The 25441-nt window shown below is 60.1% G+C and carries 26 protein-coding genes; 7 read left to right on the forward strand and 19 right to left on the reverse strand.

Features of this window, described 5'->3' with window-relative positions; all coding sequences use genetic code 11:
- Window positions 1-125 precede the first annotated feature (125 nt).
- The gene (locus tag Q8R10_RS09660) at window positions 126-2270 is read left to right on the forward strand and encodes a methyl-accepting chemotaxis protein (protein WP_305653236.1); all 2145 of its coding nucleotides are present in this window, start codon (window positions 126-128) and stop codon (window positions 2268-2270) included.
- A 265-nt stretch (window positions 2271-2535) separates the two neighbouring features.
- Here Q8R10_RS09660 and Q8R10_RS09665 read toward each other — a convergent pair whose 3' ends face one another.
- The 11 genes from Q8R10_RS09665 to Q8R10_RS09715 all read right to left on the reverse strand — a co-directional run bounded on the left by Q8R10_RS09665 (window position 2536) and on the right by Q8R10_RS09715 (window position 13369).
- Entirely contained in the window at window positions 2536-3153 is a 618-nt protein-coding gene (locus tag Q8R10_RS09665) for an SOS response-associated peptidase (RefSeq protein WP_305653238.1), read from the reverse strand.
- Window positions 3154-3349: 196 nt separating this feature from the next.
- Window positions 3350-4342 (reverse strand): LuxR C-terminal-related transcriptional regulator, encoded by a 993-nt coding sequence (locus tag Q8R10_RS09670; RefSeq protein WP_305653288.1) that lies wholly within the window; start codon window positions 4340-4342, stop codon window positions 3350-3352.
- 69 nt (window positions 4343-4411) lie between these two features.
- Window positions 4412-5914, reverse strand: a complete 1503-nt coding sequence (locus tag Q8R10_RS09675) for an aldehyde dehydrogenase (protein WP_305653240.1) — start codon at window positions 5912-5914, stop codon at window positions 4412-4414.
- A gap of 141 nt (window positions 5915-6055) precedes the next feature.
- The gene (locus tag Q8R10_RS09680) at window positions 6056-7129 is read right to left on the reverse strand and encodes an aminoglycoside phosphotransferase family protein (RefSeq protein WP_305653242.1); all 1074 of its coding nucleotides are present in this window, start codon (window positions 7127-7129) and stop codon (window positions 6056-6058) included.
- A gap of 5 nt (window positions 7130-7134) precedes the next feature.
- The gene (locus Q8R10_RS09685; RefSeq protein ID WP_305653244.1) at window positions 7135-7479 is read right to left on the reverse strand and encodes a cupin domain-containing protein; all 345 of its coding nucleotides are present in this window, start codon (window positions 7477-7479) and stop codon (window positions 7135-7137) included.
- A gap of 125 nt (window positions 7480-7604) precedes the next feature.
- The gene (locus Q8R10_RS09690; protein WP_305653246.1) at window positions 7605-7973 is read right to left on the reverse strand and encodes a cupin domain-containing protein; all 369 of its coding nucleotides are present in this window, start codon (window positions 7971-7973) and stop codon (window positions 7605-7607) included.
- Window positions 7966-9249: a glycosyltransferase gene (locus Q8R10_RS09695; protein WP_305653247.1), complete on the reverse strand. Its 1284-nt coding sequence runs from the start codon at window positions 9247-9249 to the stop codon at window positions 7966-7968. Before Q8R10_RS09695 ends, Q8R10_RS09690 begins: the two co-directional genes overlap by 8 nt.
- Window positions 9250-9405: 156 nt before the next feature.
- On the reverse strand, window positions 9406-10485 hold the full coding sequence (locus Q8R10_RS09700; RefSeq protein ID WP_305653249.1) for an ABC transporter ATP-binding protein: 1080 nt from the start codon (window positions 10483-10485) through the stop codon (window positions 9406-9408).
- Complete coding sequence (locus Q8R10_RS09705) at window positions 10482-11297, reverse strand: ABC transporter permease (protein ID WP_305653250.1); 816 nt, start codon at window positions 11295-11297, stop codon at window positions 10482-10484. The genes Q8R10_RS09700 and Q8R10_RS09705 overlap by 4 nt, the downstream gene beginning before the upstream one ends.
- Window positions 11294-12154, reverse strand: a complete 861-nt coding sequence (locus tag Q8R10_RS09710; RefSeq protein WP_305653252.1) for an ABC transporter permease — start codon at window positions 12152-12154, stop codon at window positions 11294-11296. The genes Q8R10_RS09705 and Q8R10_RS09710 overlap by 4 nt, the downstream gene beginning before the upstream one ends.
- 162 nt (window positions 12155-12316) lie before the next feature.
- A complete protein-coding gene (locus Q8R10_RS09715; RefSeq protein WP_305653253.1) occupies window positions 12317-13369 on the reverse strand; it encodes a spermidine/putrescine ABC transporter substrate-binding protein in 1053 nt (350 codons plus the stop codon).
- A 199-nt stretch (window positions 13370-13568) separates the two neighbouring features.
- Between Q8R10_RS09715 and Q8R10_RS09720 the strand changes: the two genes are divergently transcribed.
- Both Q8R10_RS09720 and Q8R10_RS09725 read left to right on the forward strand, forming a co-directional pair.
- Window positions 13569-14504: a GntR family transcriptional regulator gene (locus tag Q8R10_RS09720; RefSeq protein WP_305653254.1), complete on the forward strand. Its 936-nt coding sequence runs from the start codon at window positions 13569-13571 to the stop codon at window positions 14502-14504.
- A 77-nt stretch (window positions 14505-14581) separates the two neighbouring features.
- Window positions 14582-15883: a glycosyltransferase gene (locus tag Q8R10_RS09725; RefSeq protein WP_305653255.1), complete on the forward strand. Its 1302-nt coding sequence runs from the start codon at window positions 14582-14584 to the stop codon at window positions 15881-15883.
- Between the two features lie 51 nt (window positions 15884-15934).
- Here Q8R10_RS09725 and Q8R10_RS09730 read toward each other — a convergent pair whose 3' ends face one another.
- Window positions 15935-16117: a CPXCG motif-containing cysteine-rich protein gene (locus tag Q8R10_RS09730; protein ID WP_305653256.1), complete on the reverse strand. Its 183-nt coding sequence runs from the start codon at window positions 16115-16117 to the stop codon at window positions 15935-15937.
- A gap of 71 nt (window positions 16118-16188) precedes the next feature.
- Here Q8R10_RS09730 and Q8R10_RS09735 point away from each other — a divergent pair, with 71 nt between their 5' ends.
- Window positions 16189-17352 (forward strand): 1-acyl-sn-glycerol-3-phosphate acyltransferase, encoded by a 1164-nt coding sequence (locus tag Q8R10_RS09735; protein ID WP_305653258.1) that lies wholly within the window; start codon window positions 16189-16191, stop codon window positions 17350-17352.
- Between the two features lie 69 nt (window positions 17353-17421).
- Here the strand turns inward: Q8R10_RS09735 and Q8R10_RS09740 are convergent, their stop codons facing one another.
- Window positions 17422-17700, reverse strand: a complete 279-nt coding sequence (locus tag Q8R10_RS09740; protein WP_305653260.1) for a hypothetical protein — start codon at window positions 17698-17700, stop codon at window positions 17422-17424.
- Window positions 17701-17961: 261 nt separating this feature from the next.
- Here Q8R10_RS09740 and Q8R10_RS09745 point away from each other — a divergent pair, with 261 nt between their 5' ends.
- Complete coding sequence (locus tag Q8R10_RS09745) at window positions 17962-18177, forward strand: hypothetical protein (protein ID WP_305653262.1); 216 nt, start codon at window positions 17962-17964, stop codon at window positions 18175-18177.
- Between the two features lie 148 nt (window positions 18178-18325).
- On the opposite strand, the gene fadD1 is transcribed toward Q8R10_RS09745, so the two are convergent.
- The gene (gene fadD1 / locus Q8R10_RS09750; protein WP_305653264.1) at window positions 18326-20014 is read right to left on the reverse strand and encodes a long-chain-fatty-acid--CoA ligase FadD1; all 1689 of its coding nucleotides are present in this window, start codon (window positions 20012-20014) and stop codon (window positions 18326-18328) included.
- A gap of 238 nt (window positions 20015-20252) precedes the next feature.
- Window positions 20253-21941: a long-chain-fatty-acid--CoA ligase FadD2 gene (gene fadD2, locus Q8R10_RS09755; RefSeq protein WP_305653266.1), complete on the reverse strand. Its 1689-nt coding sequence runs from the start codon at window positions 21939-21941 to the stop codon at window positions 20253-20255.
- A 228-nt stretch (window positions 21942-22169) separates the two neighbouring features.
- Between fadD2 and Q8R10_RS09760 the strand changes: the two genes are divergently transcribed.
- Window positions 22170-23141 carry an alpha/beta hydrolase gene (locus Q8R10_RS09760; RefSeq protein WP_305653268.1) on the forward strand — a complete coding sequence of 324 codons (972 nt, stop codon included), beginning with the start codon at window positions 22170-22172 and terminating at the stop codon, window positions 23139-23141.
- A complete protein-coding gene (locus tag Q8R10_RS09765; protein ID WP_305653269.1) occupies window positions 23138-23608 on the forward strand; it encodes a MaoC family dehydratase in 471 nt (156 codons plus the stop codon). Before Q8R10_RS09760 ends, Q8R10_RS09765 begins: the two co-directional genes overlap by 4 nt.
- Window positions 23609-23736: 128 nt before the next feature.
- On the opposite strand, the gene ccoM is transcribed toward Q8R10_RS09765, so the two are convergent.
- The 4 genes from ccoM to Q8R10_RS09785 all read right to left on the reverse strand — a co-directional run bounded on the left by ccoM (window position 23737) and on the right by Q8R10_RS09785 (window position 25118).
- Window positions 23737-23877, reverse strand: a complete 141-nt coding sequence (ccoM, locus tag Q8R10_RS09770) for a cytochrome c oxidase subunit CcoM (protein WP_305653270.1) — start codon at window positions 23875-23877, stop codon at window positions 23737-23739.
- 169 nt (window positions 23878-24046) lie between these two features.
- Entirely contained in the window at window positions 24047-24214 is a 168-nt protein-coding gene (locus Q8R10_RS09775) for a hypothetical protein (protein ID WP_305653272.1), read from the reverse strand.
- Window positions 24211-24813, reverse strand: coding sequence for an alpha-ketoglutarate-dependent dioxygenase AlkB (locus Q8R10_RS09780; RefSeq protein ID WP_305653274.1), 603 nt, complete (start codon window positions 24811-24813; stop codon window positions 24211-24213). Before Q8R10_RS09780 ends, Q8R10_RS09775 begins: the two co-directional genes overlap by 4 nt.
- Window positions 24814-24815: 2 nt before the next feature.
- Window positions 24816-25118: an aspartate-semialdehyde dehydrogenase gene (locus Q8R10_RS09785; RefSeq protein ID WP_305653276.1), complete on the reverse strand. Its 303-nt coding sequence runs from the start codon at window positions 25116-25118 to the stop codon at window positions 24816-24818.
- Between the last annotated feature and the right edge of the window lie 323 nt (window positions 25119-25441).

Raw genomic sequence — 25441 nt, forward strand, 5'->3', positions numbered from 1 at the left:
CATTTTTAGGCAGATTTCAACGCTGCATAGCCGAGCGCAGTAGTTTTTCAACGGCCTGCTAATGCTTTGCTACAAGCCTGCCGATAAGCCAAGGACAGGTGTAACCCGTAGACCTTGGAGCTGCCATGAAATTCAAATCCATCCAGTTTTCTGTGGCCGCTTTGGCGGGCGCCAGCGTGCTCGCGGTGGTGGTTGCGCTGGTGCTGTACTCAGTGTTTGCCGGCAATCGTACCCAAGTCTTGGTGCAACAACGCACCCAAGAGCTGCTGGAGAAGGTCATCAATGAGCGGCTGATCGCCCTGGCAAGCTCACAGGCCAGCAAGATCCAACTGGACCTTGAGTTCGCCCTGACCACCGCCCGCGCACTGGCGCAGACCAATATGCTGATGGGCGAAACGGACGCCAGCGGCACGCCACAGCTGAGCATAAGCCGCGAAGAACTCTCCAACCTGGCCAAGCAAGCGCTGATGGCTAACCCCAAACTGCTGGATTTCTATATTGGTTGGGAGCCGAACGCCTTCGACGGCAACGACGATCTCTACAAAGGCCAGGCCGACAAAGGCTACGACGACACCGGGCGTTTTATGCCCTGGTGGTATCGCAAACCCGATGGCAGCGCGACCGTAGAAGCGCTCACCGCCACGCAAATGGAAAGCAGCAAACTGCTGCCCACTGGAGTGCCTGAGGGCGAATATTACCTGTGCCCAAAACGCACCAAAAAAGCCTGCGTGATCGACCCAGCACCCTATGAAATCAACGGCAAAATGGTCCTAAGCTCGGCCTTTAGCGTGCCGGTGCTGATCAACAACAAGGTGGTTGGCGTGGTCGGCAATGACTTGGCCATGGACTTCATTCAAGACCTGCTCACCAGCGCCAACAAACAACTCTATGCAGGCGCCGGCGAGCTGGCGCTGTTCTCGGCCAATGACAGCGTGGTCGCCTACACCAAGGACGCCCAGCAAATTGGCAAACCCGGCAGCCAAGTGCTGAATGGCGCCGACCTCAGCCACCTTAAGCAACTCAGTGGCGACCAGCCGTTTTACCAAGTCGACGAGGAACAGGGCGAGATTCATGTGTTTATGCCCCTGAGCATTGGCGATACCGGCGTGCGCTGGAAACTGATGCTGCAACTGCCGATCAGTGCGGTGATGGGTGACCTGAAAAACCTCCAGACGGATTTGCAAGCGCAAAGCCAGGCCGACACCCTCGGCATGACCCTGGTGGGCCTTCTGATCGCCGCGCTGGGTTTGCTGGTGGTGTGGTTTGTCGGCTACGGGATTGCGCGGCCGCTCAAGCAAATGGTCGCCATGCTCGACGACATCGCCAAGGGTGAAGGTGATCTGACCCGCCGTTTGACGACCGACCGGGTTGACGAACTGGGCGCCATCGCCAATGGCTTCAACACCTTCCTGAGCAAACTGCAGTCGATGATCAGCCAGGTGGTGACCTCGGTGCAGCAGGTCAGCGACTCCTCCGAGCACAGCGCCGACATCGCCATCCGCACCCACCAAGGCATGCAGCGGCAGATGACCGAGATCGAACTAGTGGCCACCGCCGTCCATGAGATGACCGCCACCGCCCAAGAGGTAGCGCGCAACGCCACCCACGCTGCCGAAGCAGCCAGCCACGCCGATCAAGCCGCTAACAACGGCAAGACCATCGTGCACAGCACCACCCAGGCGATTGCCGCCCTGGCCAGCGAAATTGGCCGCGCCGTTGGCGTGGTGCAAAACCTGGCCAAGGACAGCGAAAACATCAATGCCATTTTGACCGCCATCCGCGGGATTGCCGAACAAACCAACCTGCTGGCCCTCAACGCCGCGATTGAAGCGGCACGGGCCGGTGAGCAAGGCCGTGGCTTTGCCGTGGTGGCCGATGAGGTGCGTAATCTCGCGCAAAAAACCCAGCAGGCCACCGAAGAAATCCAGAAGATGATCCAGCAACTGCAAAGCGGCACCCGCGAAGTGGTCAAGGTCATGGAAGACAGCCAAGCCAAGACCGACGACAGCGTCAGACACGCCGCCGAAGCCGCCAATGCACTGGAGTCGATCACCCAGGCGGTGTCGGTGATCAACGACATGAACAACCAGATCGCCAGCGCCGCCGAGGAGCAAAGCGCCGTGGCCGAAGACATCAACCGCAACGTCACCAACATCGATCAGGTCGCCAACCAGGTGGCCTCCGGTGCCGACGAAGCCAGCCGCGCCAGCGCCGAACTGACCAAACTGGCCGAGCAACAGCGGCGGCTGATCAACCAGTTCCGGGTTTGATTATTTGTAGGGTGGGTTAGCGGCGCGGGCGGTGGTTGTTTGCACCACCGCGAAAGCCGGGCGCCGCGTAACCCACCATGCGGTTTGCCGGTAGACCGCGATGGGCTGACGGGCGGACGTAGGGCGGACTCAGGAGCGTAGCGAACAGTCCGCCAATCAGCGCCATACCCCGGACCGCCGCGAACAGTCCACCAGCCAGTGGCGTACTGCCTGCGGCGAGTACACCCTACGCAAGGCGCAACGCCGCATCGCCTAGCGCCGGCTTTCACCCCGGCGTCAGGCACTCGGGGGCATCCAGCTTGGGATCATTAATCAGATTGGCCAACACCCGCTCGCGCAAGGCTGGCTGGGGGCCGGCCAACAGTGCCTGTAACAACTCCGGCGCGCTGTCCGCCGCCAACCAGGCTTGCTGGCCGGCCTCATCGAGCAACAGCGGCCGGCGTTGATTAGCCGCCGCCTGGGTCACCAGCGCCACGCTCAGATAGCTATGACCCTCAACCGGATAAGCCTCCCAGACACCGGCGAAATACAGCAGCGGCGCCTCTTGGCTGAGCCAGAACGGCCGTTTGCGCGCGGTGCCCCGCCATTCGTAAAAGCCATTGGCCGGCACCAGACAGCGGCGTTGCTTAAACGCGTCACGAAACATCGGCTGCTCGGCCAGGGTTTCCGCCCGGGCGTGGGCCGGGGTGCGTGACCAGTCCGTCAACCACGGCGGGGTTAAGCCCCAACGCGCCGTGGCCGCTTGGCGCTGCCCATCTTCATTGCGCAGCATCAACACGCTCGCACCCGGAGCAATATTCCAGTGCGGCTGCTGATCGGCGGGAAACCCAGGCATGGCGGCAAACGTGGCGGGCCAGCGAAACAGTGCAAAACGTCCACACATAGGGGCGGTAAAACTCAAGAGGGCAAAGAATCAGCAGCGCGGGTGGCCGTTAAAAACTGGCGACGCTACATCGGCCAGCAGTTGCGCGGCATTGTACCCAGTGATCGATTGCTGTGCGCGCTTGGCCACCTTCGGCCAACGACAAACCCTCAAGCCACTCTGCCAATGAAGAAAGCTAAGGCAAATCAGGCGTTCTTCAGTCGCGTCGAATAACCGCCGCCGACGGCAACATGCGCAGTGCGCAACCTAGCTCAACTTTGCTGCGTACCCCCAGTTGCAGGTAGCAGTTGCGCAGATAGGTACGCACCGTCGCCGGACTCAACACCAGCAGTTTGGCGATTTCCTTGTAGGAATGCCCGGCGGCAAACAGCATCGCTGCGGTGCGTTCACGGGGTGCCAATGCCACCCGCCGCTCCTGGGTTTTCAGGGTCAGCACCACTTGCTCGCCGAGCGGATTGAGGGTCAGCGTCGCGCGGCCCAGGCGCATCACGCAGGGTGCATTGGCCAGTCGCGCCGTCACCGCCGCCGGCAGCACCGAGCCGCCCCAACCGGGCACTTCGCGCAGGATGCTGGCACACAGGCGCGCGCCCACATAAAGCAAGCGACCATCGGCGGCGACCACCGCACAATCGCTCGGATCATCGGCCACACCGGCGCGCAGCAGATCCTGCAATTGAAAGCGCCAGAGCTGCAGCAGCTGATCGCAGAAGGCCGCAAACACCTTGGCCTCGGCCTCATCGAAGGCCTGCTGGGCCTCACCGCGATACAGGCAGACAAAAAACGTCATGCCGCTTTCCGGCAGGGCGAAGGTGATGCAGAGCAGGTGGTAGATATCGTGCCGGCGGGCGAAGTCATTGACTGCGGCGCAAGGATCATCGAAACCACTGAAACGCACTATCTCGCCCAGATGGCTCAGGGTGCTGTGGGAGAACTCGTCCAGATCAGCCACCTGACTCCATTCGCTGGCGAACGAGGGGCTCAGGTTCAGGCTGCCGTGCATCCAGCTTTGCGGCGGCGCGCTCTGCGTGGGCCCGGACATCTCGCCCCACCAGGCCGAGGCAAACGGCACCAGCTCGGCAAAATTCTGCAAGCCTTCGCCGATAAACTGCGCCGCCCCGCGCTCACGCGCCAGACGCGTCAGTTGCAGTACGCAACGATTGAACGCATCCAACGCTCCCGGTTGTGACATGGCCCCGTACTGAATCACTACCCTGCTCCGTCATTTACGCTGGCGCTGAAGATAACAGCCTGACCTTTACTACGCCGAGTAAAACACCTCGTCCGAGTACGGGTACCACCAGTCATGCACCTTCGGCTGGTGGTCGATGATGACCATTTTCGAGCGGCGGAACACATCCAGGCCTTGGCGACCCAACTCGCGGCCCATGCCGGACATTTTCCAGCCGCCAAAGGGCAAGGCGTCGTTATCGATCAGCGGATTATTCACCCAGACCATCCCGGCTTCCAGGCGATCGGCTGCTTCCATGGCCTCGGCCAAATCGGTGGAGAACAGCGAGGCGCCAAGACCGAAGTGCGAGTCATTGGCCATGCCGATGGCCTGGTCGAAGTCCGTCACCTTACAGATCGCCGCCACCGGGCCGAAGCATTCCTCGTTGAGAATATCCATCTCGCGGGTCACGCCGGTGAGGATGGTGGGTTCAAAGAACCAACCCACCGGCTGGCTTGGCGGGATACGCCCGCCGCAGACCACAGTCGCGCCCTTGGCCACGGCATCGGCCACCAGACGCATGACTTTGTCCCGCGCCGCCTCGCTGACCAACGGGCCGATTTCGCTGTGTTCCAGGCCATGGCCGATGCGCAGCTTTTTCGTCATTTCGACAAAGCGCGCCACGAAGGCATCGTGGATTTCCTCGACCACAAAGAAGCGTTCGGCCGAGGTGCAGATCTGCCCGGTGAGGTGGAAGGCTGCCGTCACCGAACCGGCCACCGCCACCTCCAGTGGCGCGTGTTTGGAGACGATCAGCGCATCACTGCCACCGGCCTCGATCACGCAGGGCTTCATCCGCTCGGCGCACGCCACCGCCACCGCCTTGCCAGCCGCGACGCTGCCGGTAAAGGCCACCGCGTGAGTGGCATCCGACTGGATCAGCAATTGCGCGGTTTGCGCATCACCCGGCACGCAACACACCAGCCCGGCCGGCAACAGGCGGAAGTACTGCATGAACTGCAGGGTGCAGAGGGTGGTGGCTTCTGCCGGTTTGATGATGCAGGCGTTGCCAGCGGCGAGCGATGCAGCGACCGTCCAGCACATCAGCAGAATCGGGAAGTTGAACGGCATGATGTGCACGCTGACGCCAATCGGCTCGTAGCGCGCGTGCTGGAACGAGCCCAGCTGAGTGGTGCCGGCGACCTTGCCGGCTTCGTCACGGGCCATCTCGGCGTAGTAGCGAAAAATCGGCGCGCAATTGGCCAGCTCGCCCATGGCCTCGGGAAAGGGTTTGCCCATTTCCAAGGTCATCAAACGCGCCGCTTCGCGGTTGACCGCCACGTTGCCTTCGATGGCATTGGCCAGTTGATGCAGCAGCGCCGCACGGCTCTTGGCATCGACCTGGCGCCAGCCTTTTTGCGCGGCATTGGCGGCGGCGATGGCGTTGTTCACATCCGCCTCGTCGCACAGACCAATCTGCCCAACCTGCTCCAGGGTGGCCGGGTTGATGATGACGCGCAGGCGCTGGGTCAGCGGGGCAATAAAGCTCGGATTGATAAAGTGCAGCGGCTGATCGTGGGCAAATGCGGTCATGGATAACTCCAAGCGATAAATAAGGTTCTGTAGCGGCTATCTGTTGCAGGCCTTGTTTTGCAGGCTTTGTACCCAACACCTGACTTGAGCAGTGGCAAAATTGGCGGCGTACTTGCGCTTGCTTCGCGGCTAAAGCCGCTCCTACACAAACCTGGCACCTGCAACCCTTTCATCGGCCGGCCCTTGTAGGAGCGGATTTATCCGCGATTGCTCGAGCAACGCCAGCGGCTGTTGCCAGCCAGACAGATGCCGGTCGAGAAAGGCGCGCAGCGGTTGCAGCGCCGTGCCTTGCAGCGCGCGGTCGAGCAAGCCGAGCACCCGTGGCAGATGGGCGAGGTAATGCTGCTTGCCGTCACGGCGGGCCAGGCGCACGAAGATGCCGGCGACCTTGGCATGCCGCAGGGCGGCCAGCACCTGGTAGTCGGCGCCGAACTGCTCGGCGTCAACGTCCGAGCGCTGGGCCAGATAGCGGCTTAGCAAATGCTCGCGCAGTGCCTCGGGCACATCACGGCGAGCGTCTTCCAGCAGCGACATCAGGTCGTAGGCACAGGCGCCGATCAGCGCGTCCTGAAAATCCAGCAGGCCACAGGCAGCGGTGCCTTCGCGACCTTCCAGCAGCATCAGGTTGTCGACGTGAAAATCACGCAACACCAGGGTCTCGCGGCGCTGCGCCACCTCGTCGGCCAGTTGCCCACAGAGCTGCAGATAAGGCTCACGCAGAGCCGTCGCTTCCGCGCCCACCAGCAGCGGCGCGTACCAGTCGATAAACAGTGCAGCCTCCGCCAACAAGGCCGGCGCGTCGTAGGCCGGCACTTCGACCGCCACCGCATTGCTGGCCTGATGCAGGTGCGCCAGGGCATCCACCGCCAGTTCGTACAGCGGCTGCTCGGCATGCCCGGCCGCCAGCAACCGGGTGTAGGTGGCCTGGCCAAAATCCTCAATCAACGCCAGGCCGTTAAGCGGGTCGCTGACGAGGATTTTCGGGGCCGACAAACCCAGCCAGTGCAGATGCCGCGCCACACTTAAAAACGGCCCAATCGGCTCCTCCAGCGGTGGCGAATCCATCAGCAACAGGCCGGCCTGGGGCAGGCGAAAATAGCAGCGCCGTGATGCATCCATCGGCAAGGCTTCAAGGGTCGCAGCGCTGAACCCCGCACCTTCGAGAAAGGCGCGGCGCTGCTGGCTGCGGGCATCGGGCGGGAGAAGATCGGCCATGCTATTCACCGGATCATGTAGACCTTTTTGATCGTTTCGTGAACGGTGCAGGTGCCCTTCCAGTCTTTCGGGAAGAAGGCTGCGGTGTCCGGTTTGATCTCTATCACTTCGCCCGACTCGTGCACGTAGGTGCTGCTGCCTTCGAGGAAGTGGCAGAACTCGTCGCTGGTCACATGGCAGAACCATTTGCCCGGCGTGCAGATCCAGATACCGCATTCGGACTGGCCTTCCGGGCCCTTGTGCAGCACCACGCCGGAGACTTTCGACTCGCCTTCGAGCATGGTCGGGATGCTGCCCCAGTCTTTGAGGTCGGTGATTTCAAGCGGGTTGTAGAGATAGGGAGTGGTCATGTTTTTTGCTCCTTAGATAAATTCTGGTTTGCTAATGCGCAACCTGTAGGAGCGGCTTTAGCCGCGATTGGATCGCGCAGAGATCAAAAGCTTCGCGGCTGAAGCCGCTCCTACAGGGGACCGAGTTAAGCCAGCATGTACAGGTTGCGGATGGTTTCCTGAACGTGGCACTCGCCGCTCCAGCCAGCGGGAAACAGCACCAGGGTGTTGGGGTGCACTTCAATCACCTCGCCACTGTCCTCGCGGTAGGTGGCGCGGCCAGAGACGAAATGGCACAACTCATCGCGCGGGATCGACAGCCGCCAGCGGCCTGGCGTACAGACCCACAAGCCAGTTTCCGGGCTGTTATTCGGCCCCTTGAACAGCAGGCGACCGCTGGAATGGGAGACGCCTTCGACGGCATCGCTCTGCACGCCCCAGTCCACCAGATCGGTGCGGCTGCTGACGTCATACAGCGCCGGGGCGCTGCTAATCGGTACGCTGGAGTTAGTCATGGTTAAGCAGTCCATCGAGAATTTTCGCCGCGTCTTGCGGGCCTTTGCGTGATTGCATATAGGCGCTGGTCTGCTGCAACCGGGCGGCCATGGCGCTGTCGTTGAGGCAAGCCTCCAGCTTGGCGGCCAGATCCGCTTCGCTCCATTGGTAGCGGTCCAGCTTGAAGCCGTGGCCGCTCTCCTCGGCGCGCATGGCGTTGTCGTGACCGTCCCAGACGTAGGACATGACAATCGCCGGTTTGCCGAAGAACAGGCACTCGGTAAAGCTGTTGTTGCCACCGTGATGGATCACCGCATCGACCTTCTCGATCACCGAGGGTTGCGGGTACCAGTTGGCGATCAGCACGTTGTCCGGCAGGTCGGTGTATTCGTCCAGGTGCTCGCCGACATTGAACAGTGCGCGGTACGGCAGCTTGCCGATGGCGACGATCAGGCGCTTGAGCAACTCGACATCACCGGAACCGAGGCTGCCAAAACTCACATAGAGCAGCGGCTGGTCGTTATTGGCTTTGAATTCGGGAATCTCATAGGCCTTGTCGGCCCGCACGCAGCCTTGCAGGTAGTGGAACTGCGCCGGCGGTAGCGGGTGGCGACGTTCGAATTTCACCGGGTCCGGATACAGCAGCAGGTTCATAAAGGGCGAAGCTTCGAAGAAGGTGCCCAGCGGATACGGCTGCTCGCCGTGCTCGACCAGAAACTGATTGAAATCGGCGTGAATCGGCCCGATCACCTGCTCAAATCGCGCTCTGAACTGCGCGTGGCCGACCTTGTCGTGCACACTCATGCCGGACAGGTGCGGCGGGATGTCCTCGTCTTCGATTTCGTTTTCCGAGCAGGAGATAATCCGCACCCAGGGCTTGCCGTATTGCTTGATGGCCGGAAACAGAATCACGTTATCGACGCAGATCAAATCCGGCTGCACCTTGGCCAACACGCTGGGCAAATCCTTCTGCGCCCACTTGGCAGTGTCGACGATGGCGGCCCAGCACTCCTTCACGTAGTTGGGGATCTGCTCCAGCGGCGATTTGCGGAAGTTCGGGATATGGCCGTTGATAAAGTCGACCCAATACTTGGCCATCTCCTCGGCCGGCATCGGCGCCGACATATTCACCATGTGCTCCTCGAAACCGTAGCCCGAGTAAACCCCGCTCATGCCTGGGTCTGTGAGGAACACCGCCTTGTGGCCGAGGGCTTCGCAGGCCTGGGCGATGCCGACCGAGTTCAAGGCCGGGCCGTAGGCGGCTTCGGGGAAGAAGGCGATTACTTTCTGCTTCATTGCGTTACTCCTGCCTGGTCTGTGGAACGATCTGCTGCGCGTCGGCCCTGCTGCGTTAAAAACCGACTCCTAATGCTCATTGGCTACAGCCAACTCCGCTTCCTCGCCTGCTTTTGCCTTGCATGGCTCTAGCTCGCGAGATCGTTAAAAAATGCCTTAGCGGGTCAGTACGCGGGCATGCCGCGCCTGCCAACCGAGGCGGATGTTGGCGCCTTGGCTGAACTGGGAAAATTCGATTTGCGAGGACGGCACCCGCACGATCAGCGGCTTGTCGCACAGCAACGTCTGCACGTGCAGGTTGGTGTCGAGGCCGTGGTAGGCGATCTCGACAATCTGCCCCTCGACCTGGTTGTCGCAGGCCTCGCTGCGTTCGTTAAGCACCTGCAAACGCTCGGGGCGTACCACCACGGCCAGCGCCTCGCCGAGCACAGCCTCAACCGCCGACTCGACCTGTAGCGACAGCCCGTTGACCGTGACTCGGTCGGTGCTCTGGCGCACGCCTTCGAGCAGGTTGCTGACGCCGATAAAATTGGCCACGAAGCGGCTGCTGGGGTTTTCGTACAGCTCGGCCGGGCTGCCGATCTGGCAGACCTTGCCGCCGTCGAGCACCGCCATGCGGTCGGACATCACCAGGGCTTCTTCCTGGTCGTGGGTGACGATGATGAAGGTGATGCCGCTCTCGTGTTGCAGGCGCTTGAGTTCCAGCTGCATCTTCTCGCGCAGCTTCTTGTCCAGCGCGCCGAGCGGCTCATCCAGCAGCAACACCCGTGGTCGCTTGACCAGCGCGCGGGCCAGGGCCACCCGCTGGCGTTGGCCACCGGACAGTTGATCGGGCTTGCGCTCGGCCAGCTCGCCCAGTTGCGCGGTGGCCAGCACTTGATCGACGCGCTGGCGAATCTCGGCGGCGGGCAGCTTTTCCATCTCCAGGCCGTAGGCGATGTTCTTGCGCACGCTCATGTTGGGGAACAGCGCATAGGACTGGAACATCAGGTTCAGCGGGCGTTTGTTGGCCGGCAGCGGCGAGATGTCGGTGCCGTCCAGATAGATGCAGCCGGAGCTCGGCGTTTCGAAGCCGGCGAGCATCCGCAGCAAGGTGGTCTTGCCACAGCCGGACGGTCCGAGCAGGGCGAAGAATTCGTTTTCACGGATGCTGAGCGAGACCTCGTCGACGGCCAGACCATTGCCATAGGACTTGCTGACCTTGTCCAGGATCAGCACTGCAGATGAGTTATTCATAGGTGTGAGTCATGGGTGCGAGGAGCCTTGTTGAGACGCTGCGAGGCCAGCAGCGCGGTGATGCTGACCAGCATCACCAGCGTCGCCAGCGCATTGATTTCCGGGGTGACGCCGAAGCGGATCATGGCGTAGATCTGCATCGGCAAAGTGGTCGAGGCCTGGCCTGAACCGGAGTTGAAAAACGCGATGATAAATTCGTCCACCGACAGGGTGAACGCCAGCAAACCACCGGCCATGACCCCTGGGAAAATCGCCGGCAGCAGCACCCGGCGCAGGGTAATGGGCCAGCTGGCGCCCAGGTCGATGGAAGCCTCGAGAATCGAGTAGTCGAAGTGCTTCAGGCGGGTACGCACCACCGCGCAGACGAAGGCGATATTGAACACCGCATGACTGATGATGATCGAGTGCAGGCCCAGGCCCATTTTGATCAGGTTGAAGAAGCTCAACAGGGCAATGGCCAGCACTATGTCGGGGATGATCATCGGCGCCATCAGCAAGGTGTCGGCGACATGCCCCTTGCTGTCGCCCTTGCGCCGCAGCTCGACACCCAGCGCCAGCAGAGTGCCGAACACGCAGGCGATAAAGGTCGAGACCAGCGCGACTATCAGGGTGTTCAGCGCCGACGACAGCACCGCGCTGTTGTGCAAAAGGGCCACGTACCATTTCAGCGAGGCGCCGCTCCACGAAGTGGGCAGCCCGGACTTGTTGAACGACAGCAGGATCAGTACCAGGATCGGCACATAAAGGAAGGCGTAGACCAAGCCCAAGTGCACACCCAGCGCAGCCGAACTCGCTATGGATGGCCGGCTCATGCCTTGCCCTCCCCGGCACGCCGCGCAATCAACGACTGCACGAACAGCAACAGCAGCATGATGGCGATCAGGATAAAGCTCAGCGCCGAGCCAAATGGCCAGTCGCGGGCGGTGAGGAACTGCGCATAGATAAGGTTACCGACCATCTGCACCTGCTTGCCACCGAGCAGATCGGCGGTGATGAAGTTGCCGATGCTGAGCACAAACACAAACACGGAACCGGCGGCGATGCCCGGCACACTGAGGGGGAAGATCACCCGGCGAAAGGTCATCCAGCCCGACGCGCCAAGGTCGCGCGAGGCTTCCCAGAGTTCGCCATTAATCCGCGACAGCGACGAGTAGATCGCCAGGATCACAAAGGGGATGTAGTTGTAGACCAGGCCCAGCACCACCGAGCTTTCGGTGTACAGCAGGCTGATCGGCTCGCCGCTGTAGCCGAGCATGACCAGCAGTTTGTTGATCAGCCCTTCGCGGTTGAGCAGCACTATCCAGGCGTAGGTGCGGATCAGGTAGTTGCTCCAGAACGGCAGCATCACCAGAAACAGATACACCGCCTGGCGCTGGCGTGGCGCACGGGCAATCGCATAGGCCGCCGGGTAGCCGATCAGCACCGCAAACAGGGTGGCAAGGCCGGCAATCTTGGCCGACTTGAGCAGGATGCCGAGGTACAGCGGATCGAAGGCGCGCTGGTAGTTCTCCCAGGTAAACACCCAGTCGATGCCACCGTAAGCGCCACGCTCGACAAAGCTGTAGACCAATACCAGCAGGCACGGCAGCAGCAGAAACAGCAGCAGCCAGCTTAGTCCGGGCGTTAAAAGCCAGGCCGACAGCTTCCTGTCAGCACGCAATGAACTCATTGGAACGACTCTCTCAGGGAGTGCGAGGTACGTGTAGGAGCGGCTTTAGCCGCGATGTTTTTAAGACGTAGGATGGGTTGAGCACAGCGATACCCATGCTGTGCCGAGATCGCTGATGGGTATCGCTACGCTCCACCCATCCTACAAATTCTTCGGGCCGGGTTATTCCGACGCCATGATTTCGGTGACGGCGCGGGTATAGGCCTTTTGCGTATCACCGCCGACATCGCGCAACTGCTCCAGCTTCATCAGCTCGGCTGGCGAGGTACTGAGGTTGGGATACTGCTTGAGCAGCTCGGCGGAGAGCCCGGCCATGGCAGCCTGGTTCGGCACCTTATAAAGGATGTTTTCCGCTACCCAGGCGTGGTTTTCCTTGGCCAGCATAAAGTTGACGAACTTGAAGGCCGCGTCCTGATGCTTGGAGCTTTTCAGCACCACCATGGTGTCCACCCAGAGATCGGAACCTTCCTTGGGCACGCTGAACTTGATCGCCGCATTGGCCTGGGTGCCGTAGTTGCACCAGCCGTCCCAGGCGTGCGCCACCAGCGCTTCGCCGGATGCCAGCTTGGAGTAGAAGGTGGTGTCGTCGAAGGCCAGGATGCGTTTCTTCGCGGCAATCAGCTGATCGCGGACCACCGCAATATGCGCGGGGTCGGTCTCATTCACCGACCAGCCTTGGCTGAGGAAACCGGCGCCGAGCATCCAGCGGTCGGTGGCCAGCAGGGTGACTTTGCCTTTCAGTGCATCGCTGGGGTTGAGCAGTTCATTCCAGCTGGTAGGCGCCGGGCTGACCTTGTCTGAGCGGTAGCAGATACCGGTGGTGCCCCAGGTGTAGGGCACCGAGAAATGGTTGCCCTGGTCGTAGGCCAGTTGATTGGCCTGGGGGTAGAGGTTTTTCAGATTGGGCACTTTGGCCGGATCGATATCCGCCAGCAGCCCCTGCTTGTGCAGGATCTCGGCGAACGGCGAGGAGACGAACACCACGTCATAGCCTTCGCCACCGGAGGCCACCAGCTTGCCCATGATTTCTTCGTTGGTGGCGTGCAATGCCTTGTCGGCATCGATACCACTGGCGGCCTTGAATTTATCCAGTGCATCCGGGGCCATATAGCCGTCCCAGATGGAAACCACCAGATCTTTAGCGCCGGCCGTTTGGGCTGCTAGCCCGACGGAAAGGGTTAAACCTACATGCAGCAGGGTTTTCAGCTTTTTCATGATGCGCACCTAACGACTGTTGTTGTTGTGTTCGAAGGCAGTGCAGCAATACAAACAAAATGAAGCCTGTATGTTTTTTTTTAGAAATTAAGACCGACAAAGAAAAGTGTCAACTCTTTTTTGCAGTGTTGTTGGCAGCCAACAGCTGTGGCATAAGATCAGCACACGCCGCCAAAGCGACTGAGCAGGAATACAAGGCTTGAGCGAAATCACCGAAAAAAAACCACGCCCAAACCATTTGGAGTTGGCGCGACGCATCCTCGAACACAGCCAGGAGGCCGGCCTGTGCGCCGGCGAAGCGCTTTCCGAGCAAGGCCTGGCGCGTACTTTTCAGGTGTCGCGCACACTGGTTCGCGCGGCCTTGAAGGTGCTGCTGGAGCAGCAACTGCTCAGCCATCAACCCGGCAAAGGCTATCGACTCAGCAACCTGCCCGCCGAACAGGCGCTGCACGCCAACTTGCCGCAAGCCGAAGAAGAACAGCTCGCCAGCTCGGTTCTGCGCGACCGCATGGCTGGGCGACTGGGCAGCAGCCTGAGCATCAGCGAGCTGATGCGCCGCTATCAAATAGGCCGTCCGGCGGCGCAGAAGGTGCTCACCCAGCTCAGCGAAAGCCAGGTACTGGAGCGCGGCGCCGGTCAGTCCTGGCTGTTTCGGCCACTGCTAAATAACCTTGCGGCACTGGAAGACAGCCTGCAGTTCCGGCTGATCCTCGAGCCACAAGCGCTGCTCAGCGCCAACTTCAGCCCCGACCTGGCGCGTCTGGCCCTGCTGCGTGACGGCATGCAAAGCCTGCTCAATCACAGCATCGAGACCTTCGACATCCAGCTGTTTCGCGAGCTGGACATCAGCTTCCACGAGCTGATCGCCCAGAGCTGTGGCAACCACTTTATTCGCGACGCCCTACTGCATCACCAGGCCCTGCGCCGCCTGCCGAACCTACTACCAATGGTCAGCGTGCATCGCCTGCAGGAGGCCACCCGCGAACACCTGCGCATCATCGAACAGATTGAACGCGGCCAGAGCGAAATAGCCGCCGACCAAATGCGCCTGCACCTGCGCCTCTCCGCAGCCCAACGACCACAAACCGCCAACCGCGGCGTCCCCCAGACCGGCACTGCCAGGCCGCAGCCGTAAACAAAAACACAGCGGTCTTTTTATGCTAAAAAGTACCTATAGAATTTTCGCTCAACACAGCGCTGTCGAGCACAGCCATGGAACCCTCTCAATTGATGCCGAAAGAACCGCTGATCGCCCTCTTCCCGGAAGCAAGTTTTGGCGCCGCCCTTAACTGCATCGGCATTGCCCAAGCACTGCAAGCGCTGGGGGCGAAACCGGTTTTTATCTGTCACGCGCACTTTCAGGGGATTTTTGCCGAGTACGGCTTTGCCGAATTCCCGATCCCCACACAGACCAAACTGTCCGCCGCCGAGCAGCAGCACTACTGGGAAAACTTCATCGAGAAGAACATCCCGTATTTCGACCAGACTCCGTTGGAGCAGCTCAACAGCTATGTGGCGCCGGCTTGGGAGGCGATCATCGATACCGCCATCGAAGCGGAAAAACCCCTGCAGCAGTTGCTCGCACGACTGCGCCCGGACGTTATCGTGCTGGACAACGTGGTGATGTTTCCGGCGATTGCCAGCGCTGGCTGCCCCTGGGTGCGGATGGTCTCCTGCGCCGAAACCGAACTGCCGGACCCAGCCGTACCGCCGTATCTGTCCGCCTGCTCGAGCGCCGACCCGGCGGCCTGGCAGACCTTTACGGCACGCTACAACCTGGCGGTGGCGCCGGCCCATAAGCGCTTCGCACGCTTCCTGGAAAGCTGTCAGCAGCCACCCTGCCCACCCGGACAGTTTCTCAATGATTCGCCCTACCTAAATTTACTGCTCGCCCCGGCGCCAGTGCGCTACGCACGCCAGCAACCACTGCCTGCCGAGCGCTATCTGTACCTAGAGGGCTGCGTGCGCCAGGAAGCGCCCTACATAGTCCCGCAGTTTCCCAGCCAGAATGCCGCGCCGCTGATTTACCTGAGTTTTGGCAGCCTGGGCGCGGCCGACGTCGAGATGATGCAGCGGCTGATCAATACCGCCGCCACCCTGCCTTACCGTTTTTTGATCAATGTCGGCGCCTACCGCGAGCACTATGCGACGGTACCCGACAACGTCTATCTGGACAGCTGGTTCCCGCAGCCGGCCGTGCTGCGTGAATGCCAGCTGTTTATTCACCACGGCGGCAACAACAGCTTCTGTGAAGCGCTGTATTTTGGCCTGCCATCGGTGATTATTCCTTACTGCTGGGACGGTCACGACAATGCCCGGCGCGCCGAAGAAGTCGCGGTTGGCCGCTACCTGCCACGCTTCGCCGACCCGCTCGGCGCCCTGCCGGCGGCACTGGCAGAACTGCTCGCCGACCAGCCAATGCACCAGCGACTGCACGACTTCAGCGCCACCATGCAGTCGTCCCGCGGAACCGAGACGGCCGCTCGCGCCATTCTCGACTTACTCAAGGCCTGACGCCCGAACGCAGGCAGCATCAAGGCCCGATGCGCAGACATCCGCAGCGCATCAGTCGTCTTCGCGGCGCACCTGCAAAGACCAGCTCTCGCCGTCGGTCTGCAGGGCAAACTCAATAGGCCGACAACAGACCGGACAGTCCTCGATGTACTGCTGATCGCCGCCGGACAAATCCAGCAACGCCTGCGCCACTTCGCCGCAGTAAGGGCACTGATAATCTTGGCTTTCGAGCATCGCAGTCTCCATGTGACTTGCAGGTATAATCGCCGGTCTATGTGCAGCCGTTCCACCACCAAGAGAACATGATGGGCGAATTTGATGCCATCCGACCTTACAACGATGCCGAAGTCCCGGCCGTGCTGGCGCGCCTGCTAGACGATCAGGCACTTCTTCATATCCTCACCCACTTTAGCTTCCCACGCCTGGCCAAGCCTTGCGGCTGGCTGCTCAGACCCCTTATCAGCTATGGCCTGCGCCGCAAGTGCCAGGGCATTAGCACTGTGGCGCAGTTTCAGGATCGCATCGCCCCCTATGTTGACCGCACCATCGAGCGCGCCACCGACGGCGTGACCTACAGCGGTGTGGAGCACCTGCAAAAAGGCAGCGCTTATCTGCTGCTGGCCAACCATCGCGACATCGTCATGGACCCGGCTTTCGTCAACTACGCGGTCTATCACGCAGGCCTGCCGACGCCGCGCATCGCGATTGGCGACAACCTGCTGCAAAAGCCCTACGTCAGCGACCTGATGCGCCTGAACAAGAGCTTTATCGTGCACCGCTCGATCACTGGCCGGCGCGAGAAGATGGAGGCCTTCCGGCTCTTGTCAGCCTATATCAACCATTCGATCCGCACCGATTGCCGCTCGATCTGGATCGCCCAAGCGGAAGGCCGGGCCAAAGACGGCAACGACCGCACGGACTCGGCGATCCTCAAGATGTTTCATATGAGCCGCAAGGATCAGCCGTTCGCCGAGGTGATTGGCGGGCTGAACCTGACGCCCGTATCGATCAGCTACGAGTACGATCCCTGCGATCAAGCCAAGGCCCGCGAGTTGTTTATTCGCGCCAGCACCGGCAGCTACTTCAAAGCCCCAGGCGAGGACGACAGCAGCATTGCCCTAGGCATCACCGGCTATAAAGGCCGGGTGCACATCAACTTTGCCGCACCGATCAACGCCGAATTTGCCGACACCAAACTGCTGGCCGCCGAGATGGATCGGCAGATTATCGCCGGCTACCGGCTGTTTCCGGCGCACTACCTGGCCTACGCCCTGTGGACCGGGCAAGACCCGGCGCTGCAGGTACCGAGCGCCGCGCAGCTGTTCCCGGCCGATGAACTGACCAAGGCGCAAGCCCAGTGGGACAAACGCCTCGCCGGCTGCCCGCGCGAGCAGCAGCCTTACCTGATAGAGCAGTACGCCAACCCGGTGCGCAATCAATACCGGATCAAAGCCGGCTTGCCGCTGTAAAGCCGCCGGTAAAAAAATGGCGACCTATGGGTCGCCATTTTTTTTGCGCTTAGGTTGAACTGAGCACTATCACCACTGGCTACTGCCCCAAGACAGCAACAAGGCAATCGCCATGCAGGCAAACCCAAACTGGTAGAAAAACCTATTGAGCCGCTGGGTCGGCTCATCCGTCGGCGCGGCCATGGCGTTGCCGTCGCCACTCATGGCCAATGAGCCACCGACCGCCTGTTCACGCTGACGGGTCGCCAGCAACAACCAGGCGCCAGCGCAGGCCAAAAACAACGCCAGCAGGTTTAAGCAGCGGGCGGGTTGAGCGTTAAACAACGCGTATAGCGCTTGCAGCGACATCGATTGCCTCCACGTCAGAAACAGCAAAGCCTGACCAAAAATAGCCGCTGCAGGACAGAAACCTGAGCGGGAAAAAGCGGCCGCGAAGTCTACCTAAGAGATAACCAGGCGCGCCTGATTTCCGACGAAACGCAGCGTTTTCATCTTTTTGTCGCAGCACGGTAAAACTTTTGTCCTAGAGTTAACTGCCTGCCTTGGGCGTCTAAGCATGCCGCTCAACGGCTTCAAGATCAGTAGTAAAATTCCACGGAGGATCCACTCATGCTGCATGCGCTACCGCAAGATCGCGACTACCTGATTGACTCACTCGACGAGATCGATGAACTGGATGAGGTGCTCGATCAACTGTCCTTCAACGTGCAAGACCATCATTGGTTGGTCTATTGCGCCCTTGGCGGCCACGAGCATTACGACCTGCCGGACCTCGACCAAAAGACCGGCTTCAGTATCCCGGAGTTTTTTTCTCAAGCCGCTTAACCCACCAACCCCAGCTATCGAAACCCGCCTTATCGGTAGTTGAGTGAGCCAAATGCAAACGCCCCGAACCAGTCGGGGCGTTTGCATTTTGAGCCGGCGCTAGCGTTTAAAATAGCCGAAGCTGTTCGGCCTTTAACGCAGGTGCTGCTTACTTGCTGACGATTTTCTTCAGCTCTTCATCACGCAGTTCGCGGCGCAGAATCTTGCCCACGTTGGTGGTCGGCAAGCTGTCTCTGAACTCAATGGCGCGCGGCACTTTGTAGCCTGTGACATTGGCGCGCATGTGCTCCATCACCTGCTCTTTAGTCAGACTCTCGCCCGGTTTGACCACCACAAACAGCTTGATCGCCTCGCCGGAACGCTCATCGGGAATACCGATGGCCGCACAGAGCATCACGCCCGACAGCGTGGCCAGCACGTCTTCCAATTCATTGGGATAGACGTTAAAGCCGGAGACCAAAATCATGTCTTTTTTGCGATCAACGATGCGCATGTAACCGTCTTCCTGAATCACCGCGATGTCGCCGGTCTTCAACCAGCCATCGGCATCCAGTATTTCATCGGTGGCGTCTTGACGCTGCCAGTAGCCCTTCATCACTTGCGGGCCTTTGACACACAGCTCGCCGCGACCGCCGAGGGGCAACTCATTACCCTCGTCATCAATCACCTTGCACAGCGTCGAGGGCACCGGAATACCGATGGTGCCAATCTGGATATTCTGAATCGGGTTAACCGATACCGCCGGACTGGTCTCGGTCATGCCATAGCCTTCGCAGATCGGGCAACCGGTGATGTCCTTCCAGCGCTCGGCGGCCGCCAGTTGCAGCGCCATGCCGCCGGACAGGGTCAGCTTCAACGCGGAGAAGTCCAACGCCCGGAATTCCTCGTTATTGCACAGCGCCACAAACAAAGTATTGAGGCCGACGAAGCCGGTGAACTTGTATTTAGCCAAGTCCTTGATCATGCCCGGCAGGTCACGTGGGTTGCTGATCAGCACGTTGTGATTACCAATCAGCATCATGGCCATGCAGTGCAAGGTGAAGGCGTAGATGTGATAGAGCGGCAGCGGGGCGATAACGATCTCGCAGCCCTCGTTGAGGTTGGCGCCCATCAAGGCTTTGGCCTGCAACATATTGGCGACCAGATTACGGTGGGTGAGCATTGCGCCCTTAGCCACGCCAGTAGTGCCGCCGGTGTATTGCAGCACCGCAATCTCAGAGCTTGCCGGGTTGCTTTCGCGCACTATTTTGCCGCGGCCTTGGGCCAAGGTCTGGGTGAACTTAATGGCGTGCGGCAAGTTATAGGCCGGCACCATTTTCTTCACATACTTAACCACACTGTTAACCAACAGGCGCTTAAGGGGCGGCAACATGTCGCCGACTTCGGTGACTATGACAGTTTTGATTCCGGTTTTGGGCAGTACTTCTTCAACCAAATGCGCCATGTTGGCCAGGGTCACCAGCGCCTTGGCACCGGAATCGTTGAACTGGTGCTCCAACTCACGCGCGGTGTACAGCGGGTTGGTGTTGACTACCACCAGGCCGGCACGCATGGCGCCGAACACCACAATTGGGTATTGCAAGATATTCGGCAACTGCACGGCGATACGATCACCCGGTTGCAGGTCCGTCTGCTGTTGCAGGTAAGCCGCGAAGGCCCCCGACAGCTCATAAAGCTCAGCATAGGTGAGCGTTTTGCCCAGGTTGCTAAACGCCGGCTTGTCGGCGAAACGCTGGCAGGACTGTTTCAGTACCGCTTGAATGTTCGCAAACTGATCGGGATTAATTTCGGCCGAAATGCCCGCTGGGTATTTGTCCTTCCAGAAGTTCTCAGACATGCAAGCCCTCTCCTAAACTACAGCTGTTTTTTAGCGCCTGAACGACGATTATTTTTTGTTTTCTCTGGGTTTTAAGCCCTTTTAGCGGGCAAAAAACCGGGCCGAGCGTAGCAGCTTTAGGCAGACCCGACCAGCAGCAAAAGCCGGCCGACCAGTTACAGAAATGACCGAAAGATCAACTTTCGGTCATTTTTTGAACCTCTCTCAGGACAGCCTAGAGCCCGGCGCTCGCTAGGCTCTAGGCGATATCACGCAGCTCGCGGCGGAGGATTTTACCCACCGGCGTCATCGGCAAAGACTCGCGAAAAACGATATGCCGCGGCACCTTGTAAGCGGTGAAACTCTCCCGGCAAAAGGCCTTCAACTCCTCAACCGTCACACCGCCGGCACGCGCCACCACAAACAACTTAACCGCCTCACCGGAGCGCTCATCCGGCACACCAATCGCCGCGCAACTGACGACCTGCGGGTGGGTCATCAGCACGTCTTCAATTTCATTGGGATAGACGTTGAAACCCGAGACGATAATCAGATCTTTTTTGCGGTCGACGATGCGCACAAAGCCGTCCGGATCAATCACCGCCACATCGCCGGTTTTCAGCCAGCCTTCGGCGTCCAGCACCTCATCGGTAGCCTCCTGGCGCTGCCAATAACCCTTCATCACTTGCGGGCCTTTGACGCACAACTCGCCGCGCTCGCCCAAGGGTTGTTCGACGCCCGCGTCATCGATGACCTTAAAGGCCGTACCCGGCACCGGAATGCCCACTGTGCCCAAACGGGCTTTATCGCCATAAGGATTGGTGCTGGCCACCGGCGAGGTTTCGGTCAGACCGTAACCTTCCACCACCGTACAACCGGTAATGGCTTGCCAGCGCTCGGCCGTGGCTTTGACCAACGTCGTGCCGCCGGAGTTGGTGACCTTGAGATTGGAGAAATCCAGACTCTTGAACTCAGGATGGTCCATCAAGGCCACAAACAGGGTGTTCAGGCCCAGCAGCGCGGAGAAACGCCACTTTTTCAGCTCTTTGATAAAGGCGCCGATGTCGCGGGGATTACTGATCAGGATGTTGTGGTTGCCATTGACCATCATGCACATGCAGTTCGCGGTGAAGGCATAGATATGATAGAGCGGCAGCGGCGCAATCATGATCTCCTGGCCCTCTTTCATCAGCGGCTGACCATCGTCGCCCAGCTGTGACAGGCAGGCGTGGATCTGCTGCATGTTGGCCACCAGATTGCCGTGGGTGAGCATCGCGCCCTTGGCCACGCCGGTGGTGCCGCCGGTGTATTGCAACACCGCAATGTCGTCCAGCCCGACCTTGACCGGCTTGAGACTCTGGCCACCGCCTTGGCTGAGCACCGTTTTGAACCCTTGCGCCTGGGGCAACTGGTAGTCCGGGACCATTTTCTTGAGGTACTTGACCACGCTGTTGACCAACCAGCCCTTGAGGCTGGGCAACATATCGCCCATCCGCGCTTCAATCAGGAACTCGATGTCGGTGTCGGGAAGCACTTCCTGCACCAGCTTGCCAAACACGTTGAGGTACACCAGGGCACGCACGCCGGAGTCCTTGAACTGGTGGCGCATTTCCCGCGCGGTGTACAGCGGGTTGGTGTTGACCACGATCAGGCCGGCACGCAGGGCGCCAAACACCGCGATCGGGTATTGCAGAATATTGGGCATCTGCACGGCAATGCGGTCGCCGGGCTTGAGGTCGGTGTGCTTTTGCAGGTAACCGGCAAATGCCGCCGAGAGCCGGTCGAGCTCGGCATAGCTCAACGTCACCCCGAGGTTGCTGAAGGCCGGGCGATCGGCAAATTTTTTGCAGGAGCGCTCAAACACCTCCACGATCGACTTATAAGCCGTTAAATCGATCTCGTGGGGTACCCCAGACGGACGCTTATCGTTCCAGAACTCAGCTTGCATTTATTATTATCCCCATCCAGCAACTGACCCGCCCGCGCGGGAATACGCGAACTTAACAGCTCCCAGGCCACAGGCAAATAGCCTGCACAGCCTTATTGAGCGGATGAATCCTAGCCATTAAAGTTGCATGGATAGCTACACTACACATCATCCCGCGACCCTGGCCGGGCTTTGCCTACGCACGCCAGCCATGCAAAATGCGCCACCCTACGAGCACAAGGACCCGCCATGCACCATGAAGCTTTTTGGCTGAATGCCAGCGACGCAGCGCCGTTGTACGTCAATCACTGGTTTGCCGATGAGGCCCCCAAGGGCGTAGTCATGATTGCCCACGGCATGGCCGAGCACAGTGGCCGCTATGCCCGCCTCGCCCAGGCCTTGGTGCAAGCAGGCTTTGCCGTATATGCCCACGACCAGCGCGGGCACGGCAAAACTGCCGAACACGGTGTACTCGGTCACTTTGCCGATCAGGGCGGCTGGCAGAAGGTGGTTGGCGATCTGGCCAGCATTAACCACCATATTCGCCAGCAATACCCAGAGGCGCCGATCTTCCTGCTGGCTCACAGCATGGGCAGTTACATCGCCCAAGCCTATTTGATGCAGCACAGCTGCAGCCTACAGGGCGCGATTCTCTCGGCGTCCAACTACCAACCGGTAGCGCTGTACCGTGTCGCCGGCCTGATTGCGCGCTTCGAGCGTTGGCGTCAGGGGCCAACCGGACGTAGCGCACTGATGGACTTCCTGTCATTTGGCTCGTTCAACAAAGCGTTCAAGCCCAACCGCACTGAATCTGACTGGCTCAGCCGCGACCCGGTCGAGGTCGATAAATACATCAACGACCCGCTCTGCGGCTTTCGCTGTACCAATCAATACTGGGTCGACATGCTTGACGGCCTACAGCAGATCACCCCCCGCGGCAGTCTGCTGCAAATCGACAGCAAGCTGCCGCTGCTGGTGATCGGCGGCAGCTGTGACCCGGTCAGCGACGGCAAGCGTCTTGACGACCTGGCCAATGCCTTAAGTAACGCCGGCGCCAGCCAACTGCAATTGAAAATTTACCCGCAGGCACGGCATGAGTTGCTCAACGAAACCAATCGTGACGAAGTCACCGGTTTTCTCATCGACTGGCTCGAGCGGGCACTCGCGACCAATCGTCATTGCCCGACAAACAATCTACCTACTAGCAAGGAAACCGCATGAGCCTGGTAAACAACTTCCCCTACGACGCCCTTGAAGTCGGCCAAACCGCCACCTTCAACAAAACCGTCGAAGAGCGCGATGTCCAGTTATTCGCGGCCGCCTCCGGCGACTGCAACCCGGTACACCTGGACGCCGAATTTGCCGCCACCAGCATGTTCAAAGAGCGCATCGCCCACGGCATGTTCAGCGGTGCGCTGATCAGTGCGGCCATCGCTTGCCAACTGCCCGGCCCCGGCACCATTTACCTGGGCCAGAGCCTCAAATTCAGCCGCCCGGTAAAACTCGGCGACACCTTGCAAGTGCGCCTGGAAGTGCTCGAAAAGCAACCCAAAGGCCGGGTCAAGCTGGCCACCCGAGTGTTTAACCAACGCGACGAACTGGTCGTCGATGGCGAGGCCGAAGTGCTCGCCCCGCGCGAACAACTGAGCATCGAACTGCCCGTCCTGCCGACCATCAGCATCGGCTAACGCCTAACGGCGCTCTCGTCGCGAGTAACCCAGCGGCGAGATCACCTCAGTCAAACACGAAAAAAAACTCATAAAAAAAGGCGACCGAAGTCGCCCCAAATTGCCTTGCGTGCCCTGCTGCGAAGGACTCAGTCCTGCTTGGTCTTGGCGATGGCGATCACCTTGACCTTGTGCGAGTCCTTCCAAATGAAATAACCGAAGCCGGCTAGAAAGGCGACCATCAGCCCGACGGTGCCTATACCCGCAATAACCACTACGTCGACGAACATGGCTGCATCCTCGCTGTTCAAACCCACAATTGGATGACTGCAAGGTAGCCCCTGAACGGGCCGCAATAATTGATCTTGATCAATACCGCGACAGGGTCAATTGCCGGGTCACGAAAGGGCTGATCCAGATCAATAAAAACAGCCCCTCAACAACACGAAAGCCACGCACTCAGGGCTTTTTCGGTTTGTTCTTAGGTTTTTTCTTAGGCTTACCCAGGGGTAAGGCTTGGGCAAACGCATCGCGCACCTCGTTCAAGCGCTTCTCGTGGCGGTCATGCACGCGCTTGTCACGCTCGCGGGTTAAATCAATCACATTGTCCACATTGTCGTCGTTCATGCTTGCGGCAAAATCCATCGAAAGGTCAGGTTCAGGCGTGGCGCGCAGAGGCTGCGGGTCTTCGCCACTTGATGTTGCCAATGATGCTGGGTTGCGCCGGCCATGACCAGTAGCGAGCCGTGGCTCAAGGGCAACGAATACTCAATGCGGCTGGCGCCACGGCGACGCAAATCGAAACGTCGCTCACCGCCCAGGCTCAGCGAGGCAAGCAACGGATTGCGTCCCAGCTCAGGCTCATCATCGCTGTGCCAGCCCATGGAGTCCTGGCCATCGCGGTAATAGTTGAGCAACAAACCATTGAATGCCTGCCCCGCCGCCGCCTCAACCCGAGTACGAATCTGCGCCAGCAACGGTGTCCAGTCCAGCGGTTGATGGTTTAAGCCGGCGTAGCGGTAACTCACGCCAGCATCGCCATACCAGGCCAGCAAGCGCGGCACCGGATGCTGGCGGCCATGCACCAATACCTGCGGCTGCTGCCACGGGGTTTGCGCCACTAGCGCGGCCAGCCAGTGATCGGCCGTGGCGGCGTCCAGCCACTCGGGCTGCCAGCGCAGCTCGGCATCGGCCAACGGCAGCGCTAGGTCATTAAACAAGGCCACGGCTAAACCTCAACATCCACCCACAGCCCTTGGCGGGGCAATTCTTCGAGTACCGCCTGATCCTCAGGAGCAACTTCACCCTCGGCCAGCTGCTCCGGGCTGTAGCCACGGCGCTGTTGCTGGCGGCGGCGTTGCTCTTGGCGCAGCAGCTCCTCGGCCTCTTGCGGATGGCGCTTATCCAGACTCACCGCGCTTTCATTGGCGCTGGCCTGCACGGGCGTCACCGGCGGGATGTCCGGACGTGGTTTGGCGATTTCCTGCTGAGAGGTCACGGGCAGCAGACCCGGCGGAATTGGCGGCAGCATGGCGGTTTTTTCTCGCATCCTTTGGTCAGACTGTCGGCCGTTCAGCCGTTGACTTTAATCACCGCTAAAACCCTAGGGTCTGTTGCCATTTCATTCACGGCCGCGCCGGAGCCTGTTTTTGCGCGAGGCAAGGCACGAGGAGCGCGGTTTGGTTATTCCAAATGAGCGACGAGAAACGCCGCCTCGCGCAAAAACAGGCCCGGCCCTTCGGGTTGCGCGAGAAATGGCCCCCGCTGTTGTTGCAGGACTTGGCAAGGCAATACCCAGTCCCGGCGACCTGCGCCCAACCGGGGGCCATTTCTCGCGGCAACACGGCTCGCGAT

This window comes from Pseudomonas sp., from assembly GCF_030698175.1.
Taxonomy (GTDB): Bacteria; Pseudomonadota; Gammaproteobacteria; order Pseudomonadales; family Pseudomonadaceae; genus Aquipseudomonas.

Bases quoted from the DNA above. Each gene is read 5' to 3' on its own strand.
- Q8R10_RS09675 (WP_305653240.1), bottom strand. From the start codon at position 5,914: ATGACCGCATTTGCCCACGATCAGCCGCTGCACTTTATCAATCCGAGC.
- Q8R10_RS09745 (WP_305653262.1), top strand. From the start codon at position 17,962: ATGCTGCATGCGCTACCGCAAGATCGCGACTACCTGATTGACTCACTC.
- fadD1 (WP_305653264.1), bottom strand. From the start codon at position 20,014: ATGTCTGAGAACTTCTGGAAGGACAAATACCCAGCGGGCATTTCGGCC.
- Q8R10_RS09735 (WP_305653258.1), top strand. From the start codon at position 16,189: ATGGGCGAATTTGATGCCATCCGACCTTACAACGATGCCGAAGTCCCG.
- Q8R10_RS09740 (WP_305653260.1), bottom strand. From the start codon at position 17,700: ATGTCGCTGCAAGCGCTATACGCGTTGTTTAACGCTCAACCCGCCCGC.
- Q8R10_RS09685 (WP_305653244.1), bottom strand. From the start codon at position 7,479: ATGACCACTCCCTATCTCTACAACCCGCTTGAAATCACCGACCTCAAA.
- Q8R10_RS09660 (WP_305653236.1), top strand. From the start codon at position 126: ATGAAATTCAAATCCATCCAGTTTTCTGTGGCCGCTTTGGCGGGCGCC.
- Q8R10_RS09690 (WP_305653246.1), bottom strand. From the start codon at position 7,973: ATGACTAACTCCAGCGTACCGATTAGCAGCGCCCCGGCGCTGTATGAC.
- Q8R10_RS09725 (WP_305653255.1), top strand. From the start codon at position 14,582: ATGGAACCCTCTCAATTGATGCCGAAAGAACCGCTGATCGCCCTCTTC.
- Q8R10_RS09730 (WP_305653256.1), bottom strand. From the start codon at position 16,117: ATGCTCGAAAGCCAAGATTATCAGTGCCCTTACTGCGGCGAAGTGGCG.
- Q8R10_RS09665 (WP_305653238.1), bottom strand. From the start codon at position 3,153: ATGTGTGGACGTTTTGCACTGTTTCGCTGGCCCGCCACGTTTGCCGCC.
- Q8R10_RS09695 (WP_305653247.1), bottom strand. From the start codon at position 9,249: ATGAAGCAGAAAGTAATCGCCTTCTTCCCCGAAGCCGCCTACGGCCCG.
- ccoM (WP_305653270.1), bottom strand. From the start codon at position 23,877: ATGTTCGTCGACGTAGTGGTTATTGCGGGTATAGGCACCGTCGGGCTG.
- Q8R10_RS09680 (WP_305653242.1), bottom strand. From the start codon at position 7,129: ATGGCCGATCTTCTCCCGCCCGATGCCCGCAGCCAGCAGCGCCGCGCC.
- Q8R10_RS09760 (WP_305653268.1), top strand. From the start codon at position 22,170: ATGCACCATGAAGCTTTTTGGCTGAATGCCAGCGACGCAGCGCCGTTG.
- Q8R10_RS09700 (WP_305653249.1), bottom strand. From the start codon at position 10,485: ATGAATAACTCATCTGCAGTGCTGATCCTGGACAAGGTCAGCAAGTCC.
- Q8R10_RS09715 (WP_305653253.1), bottom strand. From the start codon at position 13,369: ATGAAAAAGCTGAAAACCCTGCTGCATGTAGGTTTAACCCTTTCCGTC.
- fadD2 (WP_305653266.1), bottom strand. From the start codon at position 21,941: ATGCAAGCTGAGTTCTGGAACGATAAGCGTCCGTCTGGGGTACCCCAC.
- Q8R10_RS09710 (WP_305653252.1), bottom strand. From the start codon at position 12,154: ATGAGTTCATTGCGTGCTGACAGGAAGCTGTCGGCCTGGCTTTTAACG.
- Q8R10_RS09765 (WP_305653269.1), top strand. From the start codon at position 23,138: ATGAGCCTGGTAAACAACTTCCCCTACGACGCCCTTGAAGTCGGCCAA.
- Q8R10_RS09785 (WP_305653276.1), bottom strand. From the start codon at position 25,118: ATGCTGCCGCCAATTCCGCCGGGTCTGCTGCCCGTGACCTCTCAGCAG.
- Q8R10_RS09705 (WP_305653250.1), bottom strand. From the start codon at position 11,297: ATGAGCCGGCCATCCATAGCGAGTTCGGCTGCGCTGGGTGTGCACTTG.
- Q8R10_RS09670 (WP_305653288.1), bottom strand. From the start codon at position 4,342: ATGTCACAACCGGGAGCGTTGGATGCGTTCAATCGTTGCGTACTGCAA.
- Q8R10_RS09775 (WP_305653272.1), bottom strand. From the start codon at position 24,214: ATGAACGACGACAATGTGGACAATGTGATTGATTTAACCCGCGAGCGT.